The organism is Nocardioides daeguensis (genome assembly GCF_019192965.1).
GTDB classification, from domain to species: domain Bacteria; phylum Actinomycetota; class Actinomycetes; order Propionibacteriales; family Nocardioidaceae; genus Nocardioides; species Nocardioides daeguensis.
The window spans coordinates 151,122-173,816 of record NZ_JAHTKU010000017.1 but is presented as its reverse complement, the minus strand read 5'-3'; the positions used below and the strand labels follow the sequence as shown (position 1 = coordinate 173,816).

Genomic DNA, 22,695 nt, shown 5'->3' with positions numbered 1-22,695 from the left:
TTCGGCCCCCTTCGGACCGTACGCCGCCTCGGGCTGCCGCACATCCGCCATTTGGTGGCCATCGTCGAGCCTGCCTGCGGCCGCGTCGTACCCCTATGTGATGCTTTTCGTTCGCACCTAGCAGGCCAGATCACGACGACGGACACCGGGGGACAGGGTTGAGCGACATCGCTGCCGAGCTGGCGCGGGTCAAGGGTGCCTTCGCGCAGCCGACCCTGACGCTGCTCCACCAGCGGCAGGCGCCGGTCGTCATCACGATCTTCCGGGCGGCCTTCGGGCGCAACAACAAGCCGATCCCGACGGCTCGGCTGCACACCCAGGTCGAGGAGCACCTCGCCGAGATCCGCAGCGCGGGCGACACCGACCTGCCCACGGGCACGGGGCGCGACATCTGCCAGCGGTGGATGCGGGGGCAGTGGCTGGTGCGCTCGCTCGACGAGCAGGGCAACGAGGTCTACTCGCTGACCTCCCACGCGCAGCAGGCGCTCGAGCTGGTCAAGAACCTCGCGCGCGACCGCGCGACGCTCAGCGAGCACCGGATCACCACCATCCTCAGCACCGTACGACGGTTCAACTCCGAGGCGAACCCCGACCGCGGCGCCCGGGTGACCCTGCTCAACGACGAGATCGCGCGGCTCAAGGTCGAGCGCGACCGGCTGGTCGACGGGGCCGAGATGGTCAGCGCGACCGAGGACTACATGCTCGAGGGGTTCACCGAGCTGCTCTCCCTGATCAGCGCGCTGCCGAGCGACTTCGCGCGGGTGGAGGAGCGGTTCGCGACGATCCGCGGCGAGATCCTGGCCGCCTTCCGGGCCGAGGACCGCCCGGCGGGCGAGGTCATCGACGACTACCTCGCGCGCGCCGACGCGCTGATGACCGCGACCCAGGAGGGGCGGGCCTTCGAAGGAGCGTTCGCGCTGCTGCGCGACGACGGGCTGGTGACCCAGCTGCGCGAGGACCTCGGCGCGCTGCTCGAGCACCCGCTGTCGTCCGGGATCCTCGGGGAGGCCGACCGGGCCGAGCTGCGGGGGACCGTCAAGCTGGTCCGCGACGGCCTCGACCGGGTGCTGGCGCAACGCAGCCGGGTGACGGCGACGCTCAAGGAGTACATCGTCTCCCACGACGCCGCCCGCGACCGCGAGCTGGAGCAGACCCTGCGCCAGGTGGAGTCCGAGCTGATGACGTGGATGTCGACGACCGGACCACGCGCCACCCACGATGTGGCGCTGCTGCCCAACCGGGTCGCCGTCGACCACCTGCGCGAGCGGTTCCACGACCCGGCCGACGACGTGCTGCCGGAGCCGATCACCCGGGCCGACCCCGCCGAGGCGCCCACGCTGTCGCTCGAGGAGCTGATGGCGCAGGGCGGCCCCCAGCTCGGGTCGCTGCGCCAGCGGCTCGACGACGCGCTGGGCGACCTGCTGCCCGCAGGCTCGCTCGGCGAGCTCTTCGAGGCGCTCGAGCCGTCCCTGCGCCGGCCCGTGGAGATCTTCGGCCTGCTGCACCTCGCCGCCGACCGCGAGTGGGAGACCGAGGACGTGCTCGAGTCGTTCGCCGCCGTACGCCCCGACGGGTCGCGGCGCACCTTCGCGGTGCCGCGCACCCCGCTGCCCGACCCCGACCTCGAGAACAGCCGAGAGGAGACCCGCCGGTGAGTGTCGACCTGGACGAGCCGACCGCAGGGAGCAACGAGTTCGACGACCTCGACGAGGTCGCCGACGCCACCTCGGTCTCCCTGTTCGAGGGCGACGAGGGCGGGTTGGAGTACGCCCAGCGGCACGCGCTGGTCACCCTGCTCAAGCAGCGGTTCATCAGCGCCCGCACCCACCCGCGCGACTGGCAGGTGCTCGTCGAGAACGAGCGGGTGATCCGCTCGCGCCTCAACGACCTCTTCCTCGACCTCCAGGTCGACCCGAGCCGCGAGGTCGCCTGGAAGCGGCAGGCCGTCTCGGAGACCGCCAGCAGGTTCCCGACCCTGCTCCACGACACCGCGTGGTCGCGCGAGGAGACCCTGGTGCTGGTCCACCTGCGCGACCGGCTGCGGGCCGGCCTGGCCAGCGGCGACGCCCGGGTCTACATCGACCGCGAGGACATCGTCGAGTACGTCGCCAGCTTCCGCCCCGGCCACGCCACCGACGAGGCGGGCGACGAGAAGCGGGCCCGCAATGCCGTGGTCAGCATCGTGAAGGCCGGCCTGCTCATCGGCTCGGCCGCCGACGACCGCTACGAGATCAGCGAGGCCGTCGAGCCGCTGCTGCCGCTCGAGCTGCTCCAGGAGCTGCTCGAGGCGCTGCAGAAGGCCAACGGCTCCGAGGCGGAGCCCGCCGCGACCGAGACGCAGGACGACCTGTTCGAGGAGGAGGACGCCTGATGTCCGTCGACGAGCGTCTCGATACGCCCTCGCCCGGGGGCTCGGGCTACTCGACGAGCGAGGAGACCGCCGACGGCCTCTTCGACAAGCAGGTCGTCGCGACCCCCGCCGACGACACCGTCCAGTGGCGCGCGGCGCTGCTGCAGCTGGTCAACTGGGGCGGCTTCGGCGGCCTCACCACGGTCCCGCTGCGCGGCGACGCGACGATGATCTCCGGCGCCTCGGGTGTCGGCAAGAGCACCATCCTCGACGCCTACACGGCGCTGATGATGCCGTCCGACACCAAGTTCAACGGCGCCTCCAACGACGCCGTCGCGGGCCGCGCCCGCAGCGCCGGGCAGCGCAACCTGCTGTCCTACCTGCGCGGCGCCGTCGACGTCGTCGACAACCCGAAGACCGGCCGGCCCGAGGAGAAGCTCCTGCGCGGCAAGGGCTCCGACACCTGGGGCGCGGTCGCGATGACCTTCGTCAACGACCAGGGCGGCCGGTTCACCGCGCTGCGCACCTACTACGTCCCGCGCCGGGCCGCGCGCTCCGGCGACGTGCAGATGCAGCTCGCCACCCACGAGGGTGCCCTGTCGCTCGAGACGCTCGAGGTCGCCGTACCCGAGCGCTTCCACGCCAACACCCTCAAGAAGCTGTACCCCGGCATCCGGGTGCATCGCACGTACGCCGAGTTCGCCGCCGTGCTGCACGCCCGGCTCGGCATCGGCGCCAACGGTGACGGGTCCAAGGCGCTGCGCCTGCTGGCCCGGATCCAGGCGGGCAACCAGGTCCGCAGTGTCGACGACCTCTACAAGGACATGGTCCTCGAGCGGCCCGCCACCTACGCCGCTGCCGACCGGGCGATCGAGCACTTCGACGACCTCGACGCCTCCTACACCGCGATGCGCACCGAGGAGCAGAAGCTCGAGCTGCTCGAGCCGATCACCGAGCTCCAGGAGCGCAAGGTGGCCGCGGCGAAGCGGCTCGCCGAGCTCGACTCGTACGGCGTCACGCTGCCCGGCGACACCCCGCTGCGGCTGTGGCTGCTGCGCACCCACCTGCGGCTGATCGAGACCGCCGTCGCCGGCAACCGCGACTCGCGGCAGGGCACGGTCGAGGCGCTCACCGCCACCCGGTCCGCGGAGACCACGCTCGCCGGCGACCTGGAGGCGGCCAAGGAGGCGCACCGCGCCGCCGGCGGTGGCGACCTGCAGGCGCTCGCCGCGCAGGCCGAGCACGAGCGGGTGATCCGTGAGGAGCGGGCCAACCGGCTCGCCGAGCTCGAGGAGCGCGTCTACCCGCTGGTGGGGCTGACCGACGCCGACGCCCCCGACCTCGAGTCCGCGCTCGACTCGGCGACCGCGTTCGCCGAGCTGCAGCTGCTGGCCCGCAAGCGGCTCTCGGCCGGCGAGGCCGAGCAGGCCACGCTGCGCGCCGAGCGCGACCGGGTCCGCGACGGGCTGGTGCCGCTGAAGAACGAGCAGGCGGTGCTCAAGCGCGAGCGGGCCTCGATGGAGAACCGCAACGGCCGGGTGCCGTCGTACCTCCACGACCTGCGGGCCGCCGTCGCCGACGCGAGCGGCCTGTCCGTCGAGGCGCTGCCGTTCGTCGCCGAGCTGATCGACATCGCCCCGGAGGAGGCGCGCTGGCGCACGGCGATCGAGACCGTCCTCGGCGGCACGGCCCGGATGATGCTCGTCCCGCTCGACCGCCTGGCGGAGTTCTCCGGCGCCATCGACGGGCTCAAGCTGCCCGGCCGGCTGACCTTCCAGGGCGTCGAGCTCGACCTGCCCGAGACCGGTCCGGCCGACCCCGAGCGGGTCGCCGGCAAGCTGCTGTTCAAGGACTCGCCGTTCTCCGGCTGGGTCCAGCAGCACGTCGAGGAGCCGTCGCGCAACGCGTTCTGCGTCGAGAGCGCGGCCGAGCTCGACGGACCCGGGTTCCGGGTGACCGCCGCGGGCCAGACCCGCAACGGCGACCGCGGCACCCACGGGCGCGGCGACCACCGCAACATCATCGGCTTCTCCAACGAGGACGCGATCGCCGAGATCGACGGCCAGCTCGAGGAGCTCGAGCGCCGTCTCGAACAGGTCGACGCCCAGCTCGCCGACCTCGACCGCCGCGGCCGGCTGCTGGAGCAGCAGCGCAAGGCGTACGACGCGATCGCGATGGTCCGCTTCGACGACGTCGACGTCGCCGGCAGCGACCGCCGGATCACCGAGCTCGAGCAGCGCCGTACCGACATCCTCACCTCCGACGACCAGCTCAAGGTCCTCCAGGCCCAGATCGACGACCTCGTCCACCGGCTCGACGACGCCCGCCAGGAGCGGTTCGCCCTCGAGCAGAAGCAGCGCGAGCTCAACTCCGGGCACAGCGAGCTCGTCGACTCCGAGGACCTGGTCAAGGACCGCCTCGAGGCGATGGAGAAGAGCGGTGCCGTCGAGCTCAGCGAGGAGCAGGAGGCCGCGCTGGCCGCCGACTTCGCCGCGGCCGCCGCGCCCGCCGACCCCGAGGACCTCGACCGGTTCGCCGACAACTCCCACCGGCTGGGGGAGCGGCTGCGCACCGCCGTCGCCGACGCCGACTCCGAGATCCGGCGCTGCGACGACGACCTGGCGCTCATCTTCAAGCACTACAAGTTCCAGTGGGACTCGCCCAACCTGGGCGCGACCGCCGACTCGTACGCCGACTATGCCCGGATCCTCGAGGAGATCCGCGGCACCGGCCTCGCCGAGCGGCGCGCGGAGTGGCGCCGCCGGCTCACCGAGTGGAGCGGCCAGGACCTGGTGCCCCTGCTCGGCGCGATGTCGTCCTCGGTCGAGGAGATCGAGGACCGGCTCGAGCCGATCAACGCCATCCTGCGGCGCCTGGAGTTCGGTGGCGCCTCGGGCGACCGGCTCCGGATCCGGCTGCGCCGGCTCGCGCCCGCCCACGTGCAGGTCTTCCTCAAGGACCTGCGCACCCTGTCCTCCGGTGCCAGCGGCGAGCTCGACGAGGCCGCGCTCGAGAAGAGGTTCACCGACCTCAGCCGGTTCATGCAGCAGCTGCGCAAGCCCGCCCAGTCGGGCGACGGGCCGGCCGTCACGACCGACCGCGACCGCCTGCTCGACGTACGCCGGCACGTCGAGATCAGCGCCGAGCGCTACGACCACCTCACCGGCGAGCTGCGGGCGACGTACCGGACCCTGGGGGAGAAGTCCGGTGGCGAGAGCCAGGAGCTGGTGGCGTTCATCGTCGGCTCCGCGCTGCGCTTCCGGCTCGGCGACGAGATGCGCTCGCGACCGCGGTTCGCCCCGGTGTTCCTCGACGAGGGCTTCGTGAAGGCCGACTCGGAGTTCGCCGGGCGTGCCGTGCAGGCGTGGAAGGGCCTCGGGTTCCAGCTGATCATCGGCGTCCCGCTCGACAAGGTGACCGGCCTCGAGCCCCACATGGACGAGCTGCTGGCGATCACCAAGAACACCACGACCCACCAGTCGTGGATCACTCCGATCACCAACGCCGAGACCGCCGACGCCTGACCTCGGCCACTCTCAGGGCTCGTTGCCCTGCAGGTCGGTGGCGTGGACGCCGTCCGCCGCGGTGACGGTGATCCACGCGCCGTGGTCGCCGGGCAGCGGGCGGCCGACGACGGCGGTGCACAGGGCGGGCTGGCTGCCGCACAGACGCCCGACCACGGCACCGTCGAGGTCGCCGAGGTCGAACGGCCTGCGGGCGGACCCCGCCTTCCCGGCGGGCGTCATCGACTCGCCGTCCCACAGCAGGTGGTGCGAGCCGTGGTCGCCGCGAACGGTGAGCAGCGCGTGGGACGCGAACAGGATCACCTCGAGCACCTGCGGCGAACCGGTCTCCGCGACCAGCGCGTCGGTCATCGCCGTCGTACCGGCCGTCGTGAACAGCTCGCTGCCCGTGCCGTCGACCCGGATCTCGGTGTGGGTCGTGGTCGTGGTGGTGGTCGTCGTCGTCGAGGTGGCGTTGCCGTTGTCGGAGATCGCGTCGATCACGGTCGCCACGCCCCCGAGGAGCACGATCGCGCCGACCAGCAGCCCGAACCGGCCGCGCCGCCACGCGCCGCCGGCGTCGTACTCGGGGTAGGTGGTCGCCTCGTCGGGCGCGGGCGGCGGATCGTCCCCGGGGGCGTCGTACGGACGCCACTGCTCCGTCACGGCGCGGCGCCCACCGCCAGGCGCCGGGCGAGCATCGTCATGCGCAGAGTCCCCTCTTTGCTGGGACGCTACGGCTCCCCGACCGGACGCGGGCCTCGTTCGCGGGAACCTTTACCTTGTCGGCTCACGTGCCGGTGTAGGACATCACGTGCTTGATCCGGGTGTAGTCCTCGAGCCCGTACATCGACAGGTCCTTGCCGTAGCCGGAGTGCTTGAAGCCGCCGTGCGGCATCTCGGAGACGAACGGGATGTGGGTGTTGATCCACACGACCCCGAAGTCGAGGTGCTTGGACATCCGCATCGCGCGGCCGTGGTCCTTGGTCCACACCGAGGAGGAGAGGCCGTACTGCACGTCGTTGGCGAAGTGCACCGCCTCGGCCTCGTCGGCGAACGACTGCACGGTGATGACCGGGCCGAAGATCTCGTTCTGGACCACCTCGTCGTCCTGGCGCAGGCCGGAGACGACGGTGGCGTCGTAGAAGTAGCCGCCCTCGCCGCCCGCGACCGTGGGCCGCGTGCCGCCGGCCTCGATCCGCGCGTGGTCGGGGAGCCGGTCGACCATGCCGGCGACCCGGGCGAGCTGGTCGGGGTTGTTGAGGGCGCCGTACGCGACCTCCGGGTCGTCGGGCAGGCCGGTGCGCGTCCTGCGGGCGTGCTCGGCGAGCGCGGCGACCAGCTCGTCGTGGATGCCGGCCCCGGCGAGGACCCGGGTGGCGGCGGTGCAGTCCTGGCCGGCGTTGAAGTAGCCCGCACCGGCGATCGCCTCGGCGGCGGCCTCGACGTCGGCGTCGTCGAAGACCACGACCGGCGCCTTGCCGCCGAGCTCGAGGTGGACCCGCTTGAGGTCGGTCGCCGCGGAGGCGGCGACCTCCATGCCGGCGCGCACCGAACCGGTGATCGCCACGAGCTGCGGCGTCTTGTGCTCGACCAGGGCGCGGCCGGTGGTGCGGTCGCCGCAGACGACGTTGAGCACGCCCGCGGGCAGGAACTCGGCGGCGACCTCGGCGAGCAGCACCGTGCTGGCCGGCGTCGTGTCACTCGGCTTGAGCACGATGGTGTTGCCGGCCGCGAGGGCGGGGGCGATCTTCCAGATCGCCATCATCAGCGGGTAGTTCCACGGCGTCACCTGGGCGACGACACCGATCGGCTCGCGGCGGATCCACGAGGTGTGGTCCTTGAGGTACTCGCCGGCGCTGCGGCCCTCGAGGACCCGGGCGGCGCCGGCGAAGAAGCGGAACTCGTCGACGCTGGGCGGCATCTCCTCCTCGGCGGTCACGCCGATCGGCTTGCCGGTGTTCTCGCACTCGGCGCGGACGAACTCGTCGGCCCGGTCCTCGATCGCCTGCGCGATGCGCAGCAGCGCCTCCTGCCGCTCCTTCGGGGTGGTCTCGCCCCAGGCCTCGGCCTCGAAGGCCCGCTCGGCGGCCCGCATCGCGCGGTCGACGTCCTCGGCGTCGCTGGCCGGGGCGGTGGTGTACGCCTGGCCGGTGGCGGGGTTGACGACGTCGTAGGTGGCTCCGGAGGCGGCGTCGACGCTGGCGCCGTCGATGAAGTTGCGCAGGGCGGTCATGAGGCGCGAGCGTAGCCAGCATCTCCGTCGTACGGAAGCCTCGTGCCTACGAAATCCGTTGCGAACGAACCAAATGGCCACGGATTCACTTGCCGTTTTCGATGGTGAGAGTCAAGATGGTCGAGTGGTAGACGTAACGGCGCACGACGCCCTCCAGAAGTCCGCGCGGGATCACCTGTGGATGCACTTCACCCGCATGTCCTCCTACGACACGGCCGACGTGCCGATCATCGTCCGCGGTGACGGCGCCTACGTGTGGGACGCCCAGGGCCGCAAGTACCTCGACGCCCTCGGCGGGCTGTTCGTGAGCCAGCTCGGCCACGGGCGCACCGACCTCGCCGAGGTGGCGGCCAAGCAGGCCTCCGAGCTCGCCTTCTTCCCGCTGTGGTCCTACGCCCACCCGACCGCGATCGAGCTCGCCGCGAAGATCGCGAGCTACGCGCCGGGCGACCTCAACCGGGTGTTCTTCACCTCCGGCGGCGGCGAGGCCGTCGAGTCGGCCTGGAAGCTCGCCAAGAACTACTTCAAGCTCGTCGGCAAGCCGATGAAGCACAAGGTGATCAGCCGCGCCATCGCCTATCACGGCACCACCCAGGGCGCCCTGTCGATCACCGGCCTGCCGGGCCTCAAGGCCCCGTTCGAGCCGCTGGTCCCGTCGACCTTCCGGGTGCCCAACACCAACGCCTACCGCGCCTCGGAGATCACCGGCGGCTTCCTCGACGGCTCCGACCCGGAGGCCTTCGGGCGCTGGGCCGCCGACCAGATCGCCGTCGCCATCGAGAACGAGGGCGCCGAGACGGTCGCCGCGGTGTTCCTCGAGCCGGTCCAGAACGCCGGCGGCTGCTTCCCGCCGCCCCCGGGCTACTTCCAGCGGGTGCGCGAGATCTGCGACCAGTACGACGTCCTGCTGGTCTCCGACGAGGTGATCTGCGCCTACGGCCGGCTGGGCCACATGTTCGGTGCCGAGCGCTACGGCTACCAGCCCGACATCATCACCTCCGCCAAGGGGCTGACCTCCGGCTACTCGCCGCTCGGCGCGATGATCGCCAGCGACCGGATCTACGAGCCGTTCGCCCACGGCACCGAGACCTTCCTGCACGGCTACACCTTCGGCGGCCACCCGGTCTCCACCGCGGTCGCGCTGAAGAACCTGGAGATCTTCGAGGACGAGAAGATCAACGAGGGCGTCCGGGACCGCGAGGGCGCCTTCCGCGCCACCCTGGAGAAGCTGCTCGACCTGCCGATCGTCGGCGACGTCCGCGGCGACGGCTTCTTCTACGGCATCGAGCTGGTCAAGGACAAGGCCACCAAGGAGACCTTCGACGAGGACGAGTCGGAGCGCCTGCTGCGCGGCTTCCTCTCCAAGGCCCTCTACGACGCCGGGCTCTACTGCCGCGCCGACGACCGCGGCGACCCGGTCATCCAGCTCTCGCCCCCGCTCATCTGCGGCCAGGAGCACTTCGACGAGATCGAGCAGAAGCTCCGCGCGGTCCTCACCGAGGCGGCCGACCTGCTGTAGCCACCCGGGGACGCACAGCAGCACTGCCACCGACGAAGCGGCGGTCGGGACGATGAGTCCGGGCCGCCGCTTCGTCGTTGAGTCGTCACGAACTTCGGTTGACTCGTCACGAACTCCGGTTGAGTCGTCACGAACTCCGGCTGACTCGCCGGATCCTCGATTCAGAGCTCGTCGTCGGCGATGAGGAGGTGACGACTCGACTGGAGAAAGTGACGACTCAACCGGAGAAAGTGACGACTCAACGTCAGACGGCAGCCTTCTTGCGGGTGACGAGCATGTTGGTGAGCACCAGGAACAGCGAGATCAGGAACATGACGGTTCCGACGACGTTGACCTGCATCGGGATGCCACGCTGCGCGACGCCCCACACGAACATCGGGAAGGTGACGGTCTGGCCGGCGTTGAGGTTCGTGATGATGAAGTCGTCGAAGGACAGCGAGAAGCTCAGCAGGGCGGCGGCCGCGATGCCGGGGAAGACGAGCGGGAAGGTGACCCGCCAGAACGTCGTCCACTCGCTGGCGTAGAGGTCCATCGCGGCCTGCTCGAGGTTCCCGTCGAGCCCGGACAGACGTGCCTTCACGGTGACGATCACGAAGGACAGGCAGAACATCACGTGGGCGATGAAGATCGTCACGAAGCCGAGCTGGCCGCCGAAGCCACCCGCGACAAAGAGCGCGAGCAGCGAGGAGCCCATTACGATCTCGGGGGAGGCCATCGGCAAGAAGATCACCGTGTTGGCGACCGAGCGGCCGACGAAGTCGTGACGGACCAGGGCGAAGGCGGCCAGGGTGCCGAGCAGCGTGGCCACGAGGGTGGCGAGCAGGCCGATCTCGATGCTGCGGACCACGGCGTCGCACATGCCGTCGGGGCGACACGGGTGGGCCCAGTTGCTCCAGGTGAAGTCGCGGAACGCGTAGACGTTGCGGGACTTGCTGTTGTCGTTGAAGCTCATCAGCATCACGACGGCGATCGGCACGAACATGTAGACCAGGACGAGCAGTCCGGCGGCCATCACCAGGTGGTCGCCGATCCAGCGTCCGGCTCGCTGCAGGCCCGTCATACGAGCTCCTCCGTCCCGGCGGTGCGGATGTAGACCATGACCATCGCGACGATGATGGCCATCAGGATCACCGACAGGGCGCCCGCGGTCGCGTAGTCGCCGGTGCTGGTGAACAGGTTCTGGATGACGTTGCCGACCATGCGCTGGTTGGGGCTGCCGAGCAGCGAGGCGTTGATGTAGTCACCGGCCGCCGGGATGAAGGTGAGCAGCGTGCCCGCCACGACGCCCGGCTTGGACAGCGGCAGGGTCACCTTGAGGAAGCCGCGCGTGGGGGAGGCGTAGAGGTCGCTGGCCGCCTCGACCAGTCGGGTGTCGATCTTCTCGAGGCTGGCGTAGAGCGGCAGCACCATGAACGGCAGGAAGTTGTAGACCAGGCCCGCGATCACCGCCACGGGCGTCGCGAGCAGCCGGCCGTCCTCGCCGAGCAGGTGCAGGAACTGCAGCGTGTCCACGACGAACCCGTCGTCAGCCAGGATCAGCTTCCAGGACAGGGTGCGCACCAGGAAGCTGGTGAAGAACGGCGCGATGACCAGCACCAGCAGGAAGTTGCGCCACCGGCCGCCCTTGAACGCGATCGCGTAGGCCAGCACGTAGCCGAGCACCAGGCAGATCGCGGTCGCCACGGCGGCGTACCACAGCGAGCGGAACAGCGGCTCCCAGAACTGGTCGAGGGCGTCGACGAAGTTCGCGAAGCGGTAGTCGACGTCGTAGCCGGTGAGGACCGAGCCCTCCGGATCGAACAGGCTGGTCGCGAGCAGCGAGTAGAACGGGATGACGAAGAAGAGCGCGAGCCACAGGGCGGCCGGCGCCATCAGCCAGTAGCCGGTGAAGCGTCCCCGGCGCATCGCCCTAGACCTCCTCGTGGACGCCGGCGTTGACGTCCTGGCTCGAGGGCAGCAGGAACGCGAACTCGGGTCGCCACGACACGTCGACCTTGGTTCCCTTGTCCAGTACGGCGCGCCGCCCGGTGTTCTGCTCGAAGGACATCAGCTCCTGGCCCCAGGGCATCATCACCAGGTACTGCGTGCTGACGCCGACGAAGCTGACGTCGGTGATGATGCCGCCGGTCATGTGGTTGCCGGGGGCGTCGATCGGCTCGCCCGCGGGGGCGATGAGCACCTTCTCGGGCCGGATGCCGACCCAGCCGTCGCCGCTGCGGGTGTGGGAGCGGTCGATCGGGATGGAGACCTGGGTGCCGTGCATGTCGACCCGGACGACGTCGGCGTCCACAGCGGCGACGGAGCCGGCGATCAGGTTGGACTGGCCGAGGAAGTTGGCGACGAAGGTGGTGCGCGGGTTCTCGTAGAGCTCGGCGGGGGAGCCCATCTGCTCGATGACGCCCCCGTTCATGACCGCGATCGTGTCGGCCATCGTCATCGCCTCCTCCTGGTCGTGCGTGACGTGCACGAAGGTGAGGCCGACCTCGGTCTGGATCCGCTTCAGCTCGATCTGCATCGAGCGGCGCAGCTTGAGGTCGAGGGCGCCGAGCGGCTCGTCGAGCAGCAGCACCTCGGGCCGGTTGATCAGTGCCCGGGCGAGGGCGACGCGCTGCTGCTGGCCGCCCGACATCTGCGGCGGCTTCTTGCTCGCCTGCGACTCGAGCTCGACCAGCGCGAGCATCTCCTTGACCTGCTGGTCGACGTCCTTGACCTTGCGGCGGCGCAGGCCGAAGGCGACGTTCTCGTGGATGTCGAGGTGCGGGAAGAGCGCGTAGTTCTGGAAGACCGTGTTGACCGGTCGCCGGTACGGCTTCTCGTAGGTGATCTCGTCGTCGCCGAGGTGGATGGTGCCCGAGGTCGGCACCTCCAGCCCGGCGACCATCCGCAGGGTCGTCGTCTTGCCGCAGCCGGAGGGGCCGAGCAGGGCGAAGAAGCTGCCGGCGGGCACTTCGAGGTCGAGGGAGCGCACGGCGGTGAAGGTCGTGAACTCCTTGGTGAGCGCGGTGAGCCGGAGACTCCGGGCCTCGGATGCGCGGTCAGCCGCCAATGACATCGGCGAAATCTCCTTCGTAGGCACGGATCTGGAACTCCTCGAGGGCCATGAACGAGTGCATCGTCTTCAGGGACTCGGCGGACGGGAAGATCAGCTGGTTCTCGACGAGGCTCGGGTCGACCTTCTCCATCGCCTCCTGGGCGCCCTTGACCGGGCAGATGTACCAGACGTACGCCGCGAGCTTCGCGGCCACCTCGGGCTCGTAGTAGTAGTTGATCCACTCCTCGGCGTTGCCCTGGTGGGTGGCGAGGTTGGGCACGAGCATGTTGTCGGACCAGATCATCTGGCCCTCCTCGGGCGAGACGAACACGAGGTTCTCGTCCTCGGCCGCGGCCACGTCGCCCGACCACGCCTCGCAGGCCAAGATGTTGCCGGCGGAGAGGTCCTGGATGTAGTCGTTGCCGGTGAAGGCCCGGACCTGGCCGTCGTTGCGGGCCTTGCGCAGCCGCTCGATCGCGTTGTCCCAGTCGCCCTGGGTGAAGTTCGCGGGGTCCTTGCCCTGGCTGAGCATGATCAGGCCCATGGTGTCGCGCATCTCGGTGAGCAGCGAGATCCGGCCGCGCAGGTCGGAGCGGGTGAGCAGCTCCTCGAAGGAGCGCACCTCCTTGACCTTCGACTTGTTGTAGGCGATGCCGGTCAGGCCGCTCTGCCACGGGGCGGAGTAGGTGCGGTCCGGGTCCCAGCCGACGCCCCGGAGCGAGTCGATCAGGTTGGCGTCGACGTTGGGGATCTTCGCCTTGTCCAGCGGCTGGATCCAGCCGACCTGGATCATCCGGGCGGCCATCCAGTCGGTGAGCATGAACATGTCGCGCTTGGAGGACTGGCACGAGCCGAGCTGGTTGACGACCTTCGCGAAGAACTCGAGGTTGTCGTTGACGTCGGCGGTGTAGCTGACCTTGATGCCGGTGCGCTTCTCGAACTCGGTGAGCGTCGAGACGTAGTCGCCGTCGTCCTCGTCGATGTAGCCGGGCCAGTTCGACACGACCAGCCGACGGTCGGAGGCGGACACGTCCTGCACCCGGCACTCGGCCGGATCCTGCTTGCGATCCGGCGTCCCGAACAGCGGGAGCACGCCGAGGCTGGCGCCGCCGAGCAGGAGTCCGGCACCCCCACGCAGCGCCGTCCTGCGACTCATACGGGCATTGACCAACGGTTGCCACCTCCCCAGAACACGTGCCGATCGTGGCATGACCCGCGTCACATGACAAGGGATTCCGTAGCCAGTTCACGTGATTGCAACGGAATCCGTACTTCACTGTTGCATCGCGGGGCCGTGGCCTGTGAGGATCGGGGGGTGTCCAAGCCCAAGCCGATGCCGCTCGACGAGGTCTCGAAGGCGATCATCGCCGAGCTCCAGGAGGACGGCCGGCGCTCGTACGCCGCCATCGGCAAGGCGGTGGGCCTCTCCGAGGCGGCGGTCCGCCAGCGGGTCCAGCGCCTGGTCGACAGCGGGGTGATGCAGGTCGTCGCGGTCACCGACCCGACCGAGATCGGCTTCGCTCGCCAGGCGATGATCGGGATCCGTGCCACCGGCGAGCTCGAGCCGGTCGCCGACGCCCTCGCCGAGCTGGAGGAGGTCGACTACGTCGTCATCACGGCCGGCTCCTTCGACCTCCTCGCGGAGGTCGTGGCCGAGAGCGACGAGCACCTGCTCGAGATCATCTCCCGCCGGATCCGCACCATCCCCGGCGTGACCAGCACCGAGACGCTGCTCTACCTCAAGCTGCGCAAGCAGACGTACTCGTGGGGCGTGCGCTGAGCCTCCTGGTGTGAGCCGCGAGAGGGCCGGATGAACCGATCCGGCCCCTCGCCGGCACAACCCGACCGACACCACGGAAGGGATGCACCATGCGTCAGCACATCAGGGCCGGCCTCCTCTGCGCCGCGCTCGCCGGATCCACCCTCGCGCTCACCCCGGCGGCCCACGCCGAGGGCGCCGCCCGCGACTACACGCTCACCGACTGCGACATCCAGGTCGAGGTGACGCAGTGGACCCCGGACCGCACCGTCACGAAGTCCACCGCTGAGATCGCGAGCTGGACCACGCGGATCTCGCTCGACCTGCCGAACCCGCTGCCGGCCGGCGAGTGGGCGGAGGTCGACTACGACCTCGGCCCGATCGAGACCGACTTCCTGCCCTTCGACCTCGCCAGCAGCGTCACGGCCGAGTACGGCATCGCCCTGGTCGACCACGACGGCGCGGCCGTGCTGCCCCTGGCGGGCGACGACGAGTACGCCGCGATCGCCGACGACTCCACGCTGGACTTCGCGCCGCACGCCTCCACCGTCCAGGCTCAGGCAGGCGCCCGGGAGCTGCGGCCCCGCGAGGTCACCTTCGCCTTCGCGGGCGCCGACGAGACCGGCCAGAAGTGGGCCGAGGTGCGCGGTGCCTGCGACCCGCTCGTCAGCGCGCCGGCCCTGATGACCCAGTACGTCTACGACCTCGACGCGCCCACCGACCTCGTCACGAGCACCCCCACCCCCGTGCCGGGCCGCGAGCTGGCCTTCACCGCCTACAACCTGCTCCAGGCCGCGCCGTCGACGGCCGGGGAGAGGATCCCCGCGACGGTCACGCTCGGCGGTCGGCCGATGGGCACCTTCCCGCTCGACGCCTCCGGCACGGTGACGGGTGCGTTCACCGTCCCCTGCTGCCTGTACGGCGCCCAGGAGCTGCGCGTCGTCAACGGCTCGCGGGTCGCGTCGACGAGCGTCGTCCTCCCCGAGAGCGACGCCAGCGGCCCGACGGGGCCCCAGGTCAGCCTGCGCGAGACGTTCCCCGCGCGGGTCGCGAAGGGCAAGCGGGCCACCGGCACCGTCAAGGTGAGCACCCCGCGGGGCTTCAGTGGCACCGTGCAGGTCCTCGAGGGCACGAAGCTGCTCGGCACCGCCAAGGTCGTCGCCGGCACGTCGCGACGGGTCACGCTCAAGAAGCTGGCGCGCGGACGGCACCGGCTGACCCTGGTGTGGACCGGCTCCGACCGCTACCCCGGCTACCAGCCGACGACCCGCTCGTTCGTCGTCCTCCAGCGGTGAGCCGCACCGGCAGCGGGTCGCGGCGCCGGCCGAGCCGGTAGAGCGCGAACCCGGTCGCCAGGAGCAGGCCGAGCAGGACCGCGATCCGCTGGCCGAACTGTGCCGGGTGGGCGGCGTCGAGGGCGGCGTAGACAGCCAGGTCGTCGCCGACGTACCAGAGCAGGTACGCCGTCGGCGGGACCAGCCACGACAGCGGGTGCCACCAGCGCACGTGGTGGTGGTTGCGGCCGACGAGCACGAAGTCGAGCACCACCAGCGACGGCGTGACGACGTGCTCGAGCAGCGACCAGGCGTGCCACAGGTTGCCGTTCTGCATCGGCACGTAGGCCAGGCCGACCAGCACCATGAGCGTGGTCAGCGCGCCGCGCAGCCAGGGGGAGCGGGGCTCACGGACGGCCACGACGAGGAAGCAGGCCGCCACGGCCAGGTTGGAGAGCTGGGAGAGCGCGGTCCACCACACGTCGTACTCCCGCGCGGCGAGGACCACCCCGGTCGCGGCGCTGGCCGCGACGAGGAGGCGCCAGAGCGCGACGGGGACCGTGTTCACCGGGGCATGGTCCCACGTTCACCTCCCGTTCACCCAGCGAACGCGGGCGGCCCGGATCGGTAGGGTCGTCGCATGAGCGCTGACTGGCGGGCCGACACCGTCGAGAAGATCCGGTCCCTGATCGTGGCGGCGGAGCCGGCCGTCGTCGAGGAGGCCAAGTGGAAGAAGGCGTCCAACCCCGCTGGTGTGCCGACCTTCTCCGCCGACGGCCTGGTCGCCACCGTCGAGACCTACAAGGACAAGGTGAAGGTCACCTTCGCGAAGGGTGCCTCGCTCGAGGACCCGACCGGCATCTTCAACGCCAGCCTCGACGCCGGCACCCGCCGCGCGGTCGACGTCGCCGAGGGCGAGACCCTCGACGACGACGCCTTCGTCGCGCTGGTCCGGGAAGCCGTCGCGCTCAACCGCGCCTGAGCATGCACTTCGTCGGGATCGACCTCGCCTGGGGCGATCGCAGCCCCACCGGTCTCGCCGTCATCGACGGCGACGGCGCCCTGGTGGCGGTCACCGCGGTCCAGGACGACGACGCGATCGTGGCCGCGCTCGCGCCGTACGTCGAGGGGGAGTGCCTGGTCGCGATCGACGCGCCGATCGTCGTCCCCAACGCCACTGGCAACCGCCGCGCGGAGGCTGCGCTCAACAAGGACTTCGCCCGCTTCGACGCCGGCGCCCACCCCGCCAACACGGGCAAGCCGGAGTTCCGCGAGCAGCCGCGTGCGGCCCGGGTGGCCGCCCGGCTCGGGCTGGACATCAACCCGCGCTCGCGCCGGCCGCGCCGGGCGATCGAGGTCTACCCGCACCCCGCGACCGTCGTGCTGTTCCGGCTCGGCCGGACCCTGAAGTACAAGGACAAGGCGGGCCGCGACCTCGAGCAGCTGCGCGCCGAGCTGGTCGTGCTGATCGGTCTGGTCGAGGGGCTGGCCGCGGCCGAGCCGCCGCTGCGTGTCGCCTCTCTTCCGGCCTGGCAGGAGCTGCGCGCGGCCGCGGAGACCGCGACCCGCAAGAGCGAGCTGCGCGTCGTCGAGGACCAGGTCGACGCCGTCGTGTGCGCCTACGTCGCGCTGTTCGCCGAGTGCCGCCCGGAGGCCACCACGACGTACGGCGACCTGGAGTCCGGCTACATCGTGACGCCCACGCTGCCTGCGGACCTCGAGCCCACGCCGCGTGCGCGCCGCGGCGCCCCGCCGCTCGACGTCGGCTCCGCCGTACGCCGCTACGCCGAGCTGCAGCCGGGCCTGCGGGCGGTGACCGACGGCTTCGTGGCGCTGGTGACCTCGATCCTCGACGAGGCCGGCATCAACTACCTGACCGTCACCGGCCGCACGAAGTCGGTGACCTCCTTCGCCGCCAAGGCTGCCGCGCGCACCGTCGAGGGCCGCCCCGTCTACACCGACCCGCTCAACGAGATCACCGACCAGGTCGGCGTCCGCGTGATCACCTACGTGCACAGCGACGTGCAGGCCGTGGTCGACCTCCTCGACGACCAGGTCGTCGTCCACGACGACCGCGACCTCGGGCAGGAGACCGCCAGCGAGGGCAGGTTCGGCTACTCCAGTCGACATCTGCTCGTCGGTCTCGAGCCGGGCGCCGACAGCGTGCTGCAGGGGCACCAGGCCGCCATCCAGATCCGTACCGTCCTGCAGCACGCCTGGGCGGAGTTCGAGCACGACATCCGCTACAAGGGCAGCGTCCCGCCCGAGCACGTCCTCGAGCTCGACCGGCGCTTCACCCTCGCCGCCGGCCTCCTCGAGCTCGCCGACCGCGAGTTCTCGACCATCCGCGACCTGCTGCAGGGGCCGGTCGCCCCGGCCGGCGCCGGGGATGAGGACCTCGACGAGGACGATCCGCGGATCAGCCCGCGCGAGCTCGCGGCCTTCCTCGCCGGCCAGTACGCCGACGCCGGCTGGTCGCGCACCGACCACTACGCGTGGATCTCGGCGCTCGTGCTCGAGCTCGGCATCACCTCGCTCGGCGCGCTCGGCGAGGCCCTGCGCTCGGTCGACGACGAGGCGCTGCGCGCGCGGATGGGCTACCGCTACCCGCCGGGCGCCGTACGCCGTCTCGACGACGCGCTCCTGTGGGTGTACGGCGAGCGGTACGTCGAGCTGCGCGGCAACGCCCACCGGGCCCCGGCCCTGCGCGCGCGGTGGGCCAGGATGCAGGACTGAGATGGCCGCGGAGCTCTACGTCCTCGAGATGGACGACATGCAGCAGTCGGCCGTGGACCTCGCCGACCCGACGCGGTTGGTCTTCGACTACGTCCGTCGCATCGGCGACCTGGTCGACGCGATGCCGGAGGGGCCGCTGCGGGTGCTGCACGTCGGCGGCGCCGCGATGACCCTGCCCCGCTACGTGGCCGCGACCCGGCCCCGTTCGCCCCAGATCGTCCTGGAGCCGGCGGCCGAGGTCGTCGAGCGGGTGCGCGCGGAGGCGCCGCTGCCGCCGCGCAGCGGGATCAAGGTGCGACCGGTCCCCGGTGAGAGCGGCATCCTCGCCGTGCGCGACGCCTCCCAGGACGTCGTCATCCTCGACGCGTTCGACGGCGGACGGGTGCCGTCGTCCCTGACCTCGCCCGCATTCGTCGCGCAGGTGCGTCGGGTGCTGACGCCGTCGGGGATGTTCGTCGCCAACCTGGTCGACCGGCCGCCCTATCCGCTGGTACGCGCGTTCGTCGCCGCGGCCCGCGACCTCGGGTCGCTCGTGGTCGGTGCGGAGCCGGCCACCGTGAAGGGTCGTCGGTCCGGCAACCTGGTGATCGCCTGCGGCGCGGTCCCAGCCGGTGCCTTCGGGGATCCCTCGCCGCTGGAGTACCGCGTGTTCCGGGGGCAGGCGGTGGCCGACAGCTTCGGCGCAGCCCGGGCGGGCCGCGTCAGGACTCCGCCGCGTCCTTGAGCGTCTGCTTCAGCTCGTCCTTGCCCATCGACGACGCGCCGGTGACCCCGGCGTTCGCCGCCTGCTGGTCGAGCTCGGCCTTGGTGATGTCGGCCGGTTGGTCGCCGAGGTGCTCCTGGCGAGCTGCGAGGAACGCCTCGCCGAGCTCGGCGCGCCGGGCCTCGTCGATCCGCTCCCGCATGCCGGGCAGGACCGTCGTCTCCTCCTCCTCGACGTGGTGGCGGACCGCGTCGACCAGCTGCTGCAGTGCGGTGGTGAAGTCGGGCGAAGCGGGATCGGTCCGGGAGAGGGCGAGCGCGAGCTGGTCGGCCTCGAGGTGCTCCTTCTGGCTGTGCTCGACGTCGTCCTCACCGCCCGCCTCCCGCGCCGCCGGGTAGACCTCGGACTCCTCCGCGCGGCTGTGGGCGGTCAGGAGCGTGGTCATCACCGGGACCAGCGCGGCGCGCTTGTCCGGCTCGTTGAGGAGCGAGTCGAAGAGACGCTCCAGCTCGCGGTGGTCGCCCATGATGAGGTCGACGACGTCATTTCCCATGTGGCCTGCTCCTCGCCTGTGTCTGCGTGCCGGGCCCGGGACCGGACCCGGGGGAGCCGTACCCAGGCGCGGGGCGGGGATACGGCTCCCGGGGCCGGCTGCTTCGCGTCCGGCCGCGCGCCTCCGGCGTCCTCAGGCCATCTCGGGGACGTGCAGGTGGGCGTAGGCCAGATCGAACTCGTGGACCTCGACGACCTCGCCCGACGCCTCCTGCGCCGTCCGGTCGCGCATCTGCTCGGCCGCCGCCCGGCTGGCGAGCATCGCCTCACGCGACGCCCAGGTCGTCGTCGCGCAGCCCAGTCCGGTCGACCGGTCCACGAGCAGGCTCGCGCTGCAGAAGCCCTCCATCTCGTCGAGCTGGGGCAGCAGCGCGACCCGGAACGTCTCGGACATCGTGTCGAGGTCGCCCTCCAGCCAGCTGACCCGACAGCATGCGCCGTGCTCGTTGCGGTGCATGGCGACGATCTCCCAGGTGTCGACCTGCATCGTGGCGCCGAGGACGTCGCGACCGCGGTCACGGATCGGCCGCAGCATCAGGTCGCTGGCGATCATGGCCTCCTCGCTCTCCCAGGCACTGGTGGCGATGCAGTAGCCGGTCTCGCGATCGACGAGCAGGGAGAGCCCGACGCACCCCTCGGTGCTGTCGAGCATCGGACCTGCTTCCTCCTCGACGAACCTGATCCCCGCGTCGATGTTGGCGGGCTTGCCGTGGAACGTGCTCGAGCGTGCGTACACGACCCACTCCTCTCAGGGGCAGGGCGACGCCCGACCGGCATCGCCGGTAGACACCTGCCTACTCCTCCGGCGTCGTCGACGCCATCCCCCAGAAGGGAGGTGCTCAGGCCTCGACGGGGAGCTCGTTGTAGGTGTCGGCGGCCTCCTGGCCGCTGAGCGCCCGGATCGCCGCCATGATCTCGTCGGTGGCCTCCCGGCGTGCCCGGCCGGGGGCGGTCCCCTCGAAGCGGCCGGTGAAGTCGATCGGCCTGCCGAACCGCACGCTCACCTTCGCCCGCCGGGGGAAGCGGGCATCGACCGGCTGCAGCTCGTCGGTTCCGGTCAGCCCGACCGGCACCACGGGTACGCCGGCCGTCAGGGCCAGCTGCGCCACACCGGTCCGGCCGCGGTACAGCCGCCCGTCGCGGGACCGGGTGCCCTCGGGGTAGATGCCGAACGCCTCGCCCCGCCCGAGCACCTCCAGCGCGACGTCGAGGGAGTTGAGCGCCGCGCGGGTGTCGTTGCGGTCGACCGGCACCATGCCGAGGCCCTCGAACCACGCCTTGCTGAGCCGCCCCTTGATCCCGGGGCCGGTGAAGTACTCCGCCTTCGCCAGGAACACCACCTTGCGGGGCGCCACGATCGGGATCACGACGCTGTCGGCGAAGCTGAGGTGGTTGCTCGCGAACAGCACCGGACCGGTCGCCGGCACGTTCTCCACGCCCTCGATCGTCGGACGCCACACCGCGCGAGCCAGCGGCGGGACGACGGCGTGGAGGACCTCGTAGAGCACGGCACCAGCCTAGAGCCGCTCCGATCCGGCCCGGCCCCGTCCCCACTCCGCGGGATGCCGCGGACGCCCCCGGCGCGCCTGCCGCTGATGGGGTTTTCCCCCGTTCACGGGATGCCGCCGCCGCGGGTACCGGCCATCGTGGAGGCGATGGGGAGGGGCCAGGAGGCCAGGAGCACATGACGACGTGGATCGGACCCGACACCGAGGGGTACGACGACCAGCGCGCGCTGTTCAACGCGATGATCGACAAGCGGCCGCGGTTGATCGCAGGCTGCGCGAGCGCCGCCGACGTCCGGGAGGCGCTCGACCGCGCGGCGCGTGACGGGCTCGCCGTCGCCGTGCGCTCGGCCGGGCACTCGGTCGCCGGACAGTCCAGCAACGACGACGGCCTCGTGGTCGACGTACGCCCGATGACGGGGATCGAGGTCGACGTGGCCGCCCGCCGGGCACGGGTCGGGGGCGGCTGCACCTGGGGCGAGCTCGACGCCGCCACCCAGCAGCACGGCCTCGCCACCACCGGCGGCCGGGTCTCCAGCACCGGCGTCACCGGGCTCACCCTCGGCGGCGGCTCCGGATGGCTGGAGCGCCAGCACGGCCTCGCCTGCGACAACCTGCTCGCCGTCGAGCTGGTGACCGCCGACGGCCGGGAGATCCGCGCCGACGAGTCCCAGCACCAGGACCTGCTGTGGGCGAGCCGGGGCGGGGGCGGCAACTTCGGCGTCGTCACCGCGCTCGAGCTGCGGCTGCACCCGGTCGGCCCGACCATCCTGGGCGGCCTCCTGCTGTGGCCCTTCGACCGCGGCGCCGAGGTGGCCCGCGCCTTCCGGGACTGGGCGGACGCCGCACCCGACGAGCTCGGCACCGGGCTCGTCGTGATCAGCGGTCCGCCGGAGGAGTTCGTCCCGGCGCACCTGCAGGGGCAGCCCGTGGTGGCGGTCGTGGTGTGCTGGAACGGCGACCACGCCAAGGGGCAGGAGCTGGTCCAGGTCATGCGTGACCTGGCGCCGGAGGTTGACCTGGTCGGCCCGATGCCGTACGTCCAGCTGCAGTCCATGCTCGACGACCCGCCCGGCCTGCGCCAGTACTGGAGTGCCGACTACCACGACAGCTTCCCGGACGGGGCCCTCGACGTCTTCCTCGAAGCGGGCGCCCGTCGTCCCTCGCCGATGACCCAGCACCTGCTCCTCCCGTGGGGCGGCGCGCTCGCGCGCGTCGACGTCGACGCCACCCCGCTGAGCCAACGGTCCGCCCGGTGGGTCAGCCACCCCTTCGCCACCTGGGAGGACGCCGCCGCCGACGACGCCAACATCGCCTGGGTCCGCGAGTACCGCCGGGCGAATGCTCCCTTCACCACCGGCGGCGTCTACCTCAACTTCATCGGCGACGAGGGCGACGAGCGGATCAAGGCCGCCTTCGGCGCCGAGAAGTACGAGCGCCTCAGCCAGATCAAGGGCGAGTACGACCCGGGCAACGTGTTCGTCGGCAACCAGAACATCCGCCCCCGTGCCACCGTCTGACCCCAGG

General features: G+C 71.2%; 20 protein-coding genes. 10 read left to right on the top strand and 10 right to left on the bottom strand.

Annotated features, from left to right (window positions below):
• Positions 1-158 precede the first annotated feature (158 nt).
• From KU893_RS14460 to KU893_RS14450, 3 genes are read left to right on the top strand one after another with little or no spacing between them, the layout of a single operon-like run.
• A complete protein-coding gene (locus KU893_RS14460; RefSeq protein WP_218235063.1) occupies positions 159-1,655 on the top strand; it encodes a DUF3375 domain-containing protein in 1,497 nt (498 codons plus the stop codon).
• Positions 1,652-2,371 carry a DUF4194 domain-containing protein gene (locus KU893_RS14455; protein WP_218235062.1) on the top strand — a complete coding sequence of 240 codons (720 nt, stop codon included), beginning with the start codon at positions 1,652-1,654 and terminating at the stop codon, positions 2,369-2,371. Before KU893_RS14460 ends, KU893_RS14455 begins: the two co-directional genes overlap by 4 nt.
• On the top strand, positions 2,371-5,874 hold the full coding sequence (locus KU893_RS14450) for an ATP-binding protein (protein WP_218235061.1): 3,504 nt from the start codon (positions 2,371-2,373) through the stop codon (positions 5,872-5,874). The genes KU893_RS14455 and KU893_RS14450 overlap by 1 nt, the downstream gene beginning before the upstream one ends.
• Positions 5,875-5,886: 12 nt before the next feature.
• Here KU893_RS14450 and KU893_RS14445 read toward each other — a convergent pair whose 3' ends face one another.
• Positions 5,887-6,519 carry a hypothetical protein gene (locus tag KU893_RS14445; RefSeq protein ID WP_218235060.1) on the bottom strand — a complete coding sequence of 211 codons (633 nt, stop codon included), beginning with the start codon at positions 6,517-6,519 and terminating at the stop codon, positions 5,887-5,889.
• Positions 6,520-6,643: 124 nt separating this feature from the next.
• On the bottom strand, positions 6,644-8,089 hold the full coding sequence (locus KU893_RS14440) for an aminobutyraldehyde dehydrogenase (protein ID WP_218235059.1): 1,446 nt from the start codon (positions 8,087-8,089) through the stop codon (positions 6,644-6,646).
• Between the two features lie 124 nt (positions 8,090-8,213).
• Between KU893_RS14440 and KU893_RS14435 the strand changes: the two genes are divergently transcribed.
• Entirely contained in the window at positions 8,214-9,608 is a 1,395-nt protein-coding gene (locus KU893_RS14435; protein WP_372449707.1) for an aspartate aminotransferase family protein, read from the top strand.
• A 244-nt stretch (positions 9,609-9,852) separates the two neighbouring features.
• Here the strand turns inward: KU893_RS14435 and KU893_RS14430 are convergent, their stop codons facing one another.
• Genes KU893_RS14430 through KU893_RS14415 form a run of 4 tightly spaced genes read right to left on the bottom strand, consistent with a single transcriptional unit; the run spans position 9,853 to position 13,795 of the window.
• Positions 9,853-10,668: an ABC transporter permease gene (locus tag KU893_RS14430; protein ID WP_246592647.1), complete on the bottom strand. Its 816-nt coding sequence runs from the start codon at positions 10,666-10,668 to the stop codon at positions 9,853-9,855.
• The gene (locus KU893_RS14425) at positions 10,665-11,513 is read right to left on the bottom strand and encodes an ABC transporter permease (protein ID WP_218235057.1); all 849 of its coding nucleotides are present in this window, start codon (positions 11,511-11,513) and stop codon (positions 10,665-10,667) included. The genes KU893_RS14430 and KU893_RS14425 overlap by 4 nt, the downstream gene beginning before the upstream one ends.
• Positions 11,514-11,517: 4 nt before the next feature.
• The gene (locus KU893_RS14420) at positions 11,518-12,660 is read right to left on the bottom strand and encodes an ABC transporter ATP-binding protein (RefSeq protein ID WP_218235056.1); all 1,143 of its coding nucleotides are present in this window, start codon (positions 12,658-12,660) and stop codon (positions 11,518-11,520) included.
• A complete protein-coding gene (locus KU893_RS14415; RefSeq protein WP_218235055.1) occupies positions 12,644-13,795 on the bottom strand; it encodes a polyamine ABC transporter substrate-binding protein in 1,152 nt (383 codons plus the stop codon). The genes KU893_RS14420 and KU893_RS14415 overlap by 17 nt, the downstream gene beginning before the upstream one ends.
• Before the next feature lie 159 nt (positions 13,796-13,954).
• Here KU893_RS14415 and KU893_RS14410 point away from each other — a divergent pair, with 159 nt between their 5' ends.
• Together KU893_RS14410 and KU893_RS14405 are read left to right on the top strand one after the other, a co-directional pair.
• Positions 13,955-14,419 carry an Lrp/AsnC family transcriptional regulator gene (locus KU893_RS14410; protein ID WP_257441250.1) on the top strand — a complete coding sequence of 155 codons (465 nt, stop codon included), beginning with the start codon at positions 13,955-13,957 and terminating at the stop codon, positions 14,417-14,419.
• Between the two features lie 89 nt (positions 14,420-14,508).
• On the top strand, positions 14,509-15,693 hold the full coding sequence (locus KU893_RS14405; RefSeq protein WP_218235054.1) for an Ig-like domain repeat protein: 1,185 nt from the start codon (positions 14,509-14,511) through the stop codon (positions 15,691-15,693).
• On the opposite strand, the gene KU893_RS14400 is transcribed toward KU893_RS14405, so the two are convergent.
• Entirely contained in the window at positions 15,584-16,240 is a 657-nt protein-coding gene (locus tag KU893_RS14400) for a hypothetical protein (protein WP_218235053.1), read from the bottom strand. The genes KU893_RS14405 and KU893_RS14400 overlap by 110 nt on opposite strands.
• A 72-nt stretch (positions 16,241-16,312) precedes the next feature.
• Here KU893_RS14400 and KU893_RS14395 point away from each other — a divergent pair, with 72 nt between their 5' ends.
• From KU893_RS14395 to KU893_RS14385, 3 genes are read left to right on the top strand one after another with little or no spacing between them, the layout of a single operon-like run.
• A complete protein-coding gene (locus tag KU893_RS14395) occupies positions 16,313-16,654 on the top strand; it encodes a DUF1801 domain-containing protein (RefSeq protein WP_218235052.1) in 342 nt (113 codons plus the stop codon).
• Between the two features lie 2 nt (positions 16,655-16,656).
• Positions 16,657-18,408 (top strand): DUF429 domain-containing protein, encoded by a 1,752-nt coding sequence (locus KU893_RS14390; RefSeq protein WP_218235051.1) that lies wholly within the window; start codon positions 16,657-16,659, stop codon positions 18,406-18,408.
• 1 nt (position 18,409) lies between these two features.
• Positions 18,410-19,132, top strand: coding sequence for a spermidine synthase (locus KU893_RS14385; protein WP_218235050.1), 723 nt, complete (start codon positions 18,410-18,412; stop codon positions 19,130-19,132).
• Here the strand turns inward: KU893_RS14385 and KU893_RS14380 are convergent.
• The 3 genes from KU893_RS14380 to KU893_RS14370 form a co-directional block, all read right to left on the bottom strand.
• Positions 19,110-19,664, bottom strand: a complete 555-nt coding sequence (locus tag KU893_RS14380; RefSeq protein WP_218235049.1) for a hemerythrin domain-containing protein — start codon at positions 19,662-19,664, stop codon at positions 19,110-19,112. The two genes, KU893_RS14385 and KU893_RS14380, sit on opposite strands and share 23 nt — an antisense overlap.
• Before the next feature lie 132 nt (positions 19,665-19,796).
• Positions 19,797-20,399 carry a hypothetical protein gene (locus tag KU893_RS14375; RefSeq protein WP_218235048.1) on the bottom strand — a complete coding sequence of 201 codons (603 nt, stop codon included), beginning with the start codon at positions 20,397-20,399 and terminating at the stop codon, positions 19,797-19,799.
• Positions 20,400-20,502: 103 nt separating this feature from the next.
• Positions 20,503-21,171: a lysophospholipid acyltransferase family protein gene (locus tag KU893_RS14370; protein WP_218235047.1), complete on the bottom strand. Its 669-nt coding sequence runs from the start codon at positions 21,169-21,171 to the stop codon at positions 20,503-20,505.
• Positions 21,172-21,347: 176 nt separating this feature from the next.
• Between KU893_RS14370 and KU893_RS14365 the strand changes: the two genes are divergently transcribed.
• Positions 21,348-22,688, top strand: coding sequence for an FAD-binding oxidoreductase (locus KU893_RS14365; protein WP_218235046.1), 1,341 nt, complete (start codon positions 21,348-21,350; stop codon positions 22,686-22,688).
• The last annotated feature ends 7 nt before the right edge of the window (positions 22,689-22,695 follow it).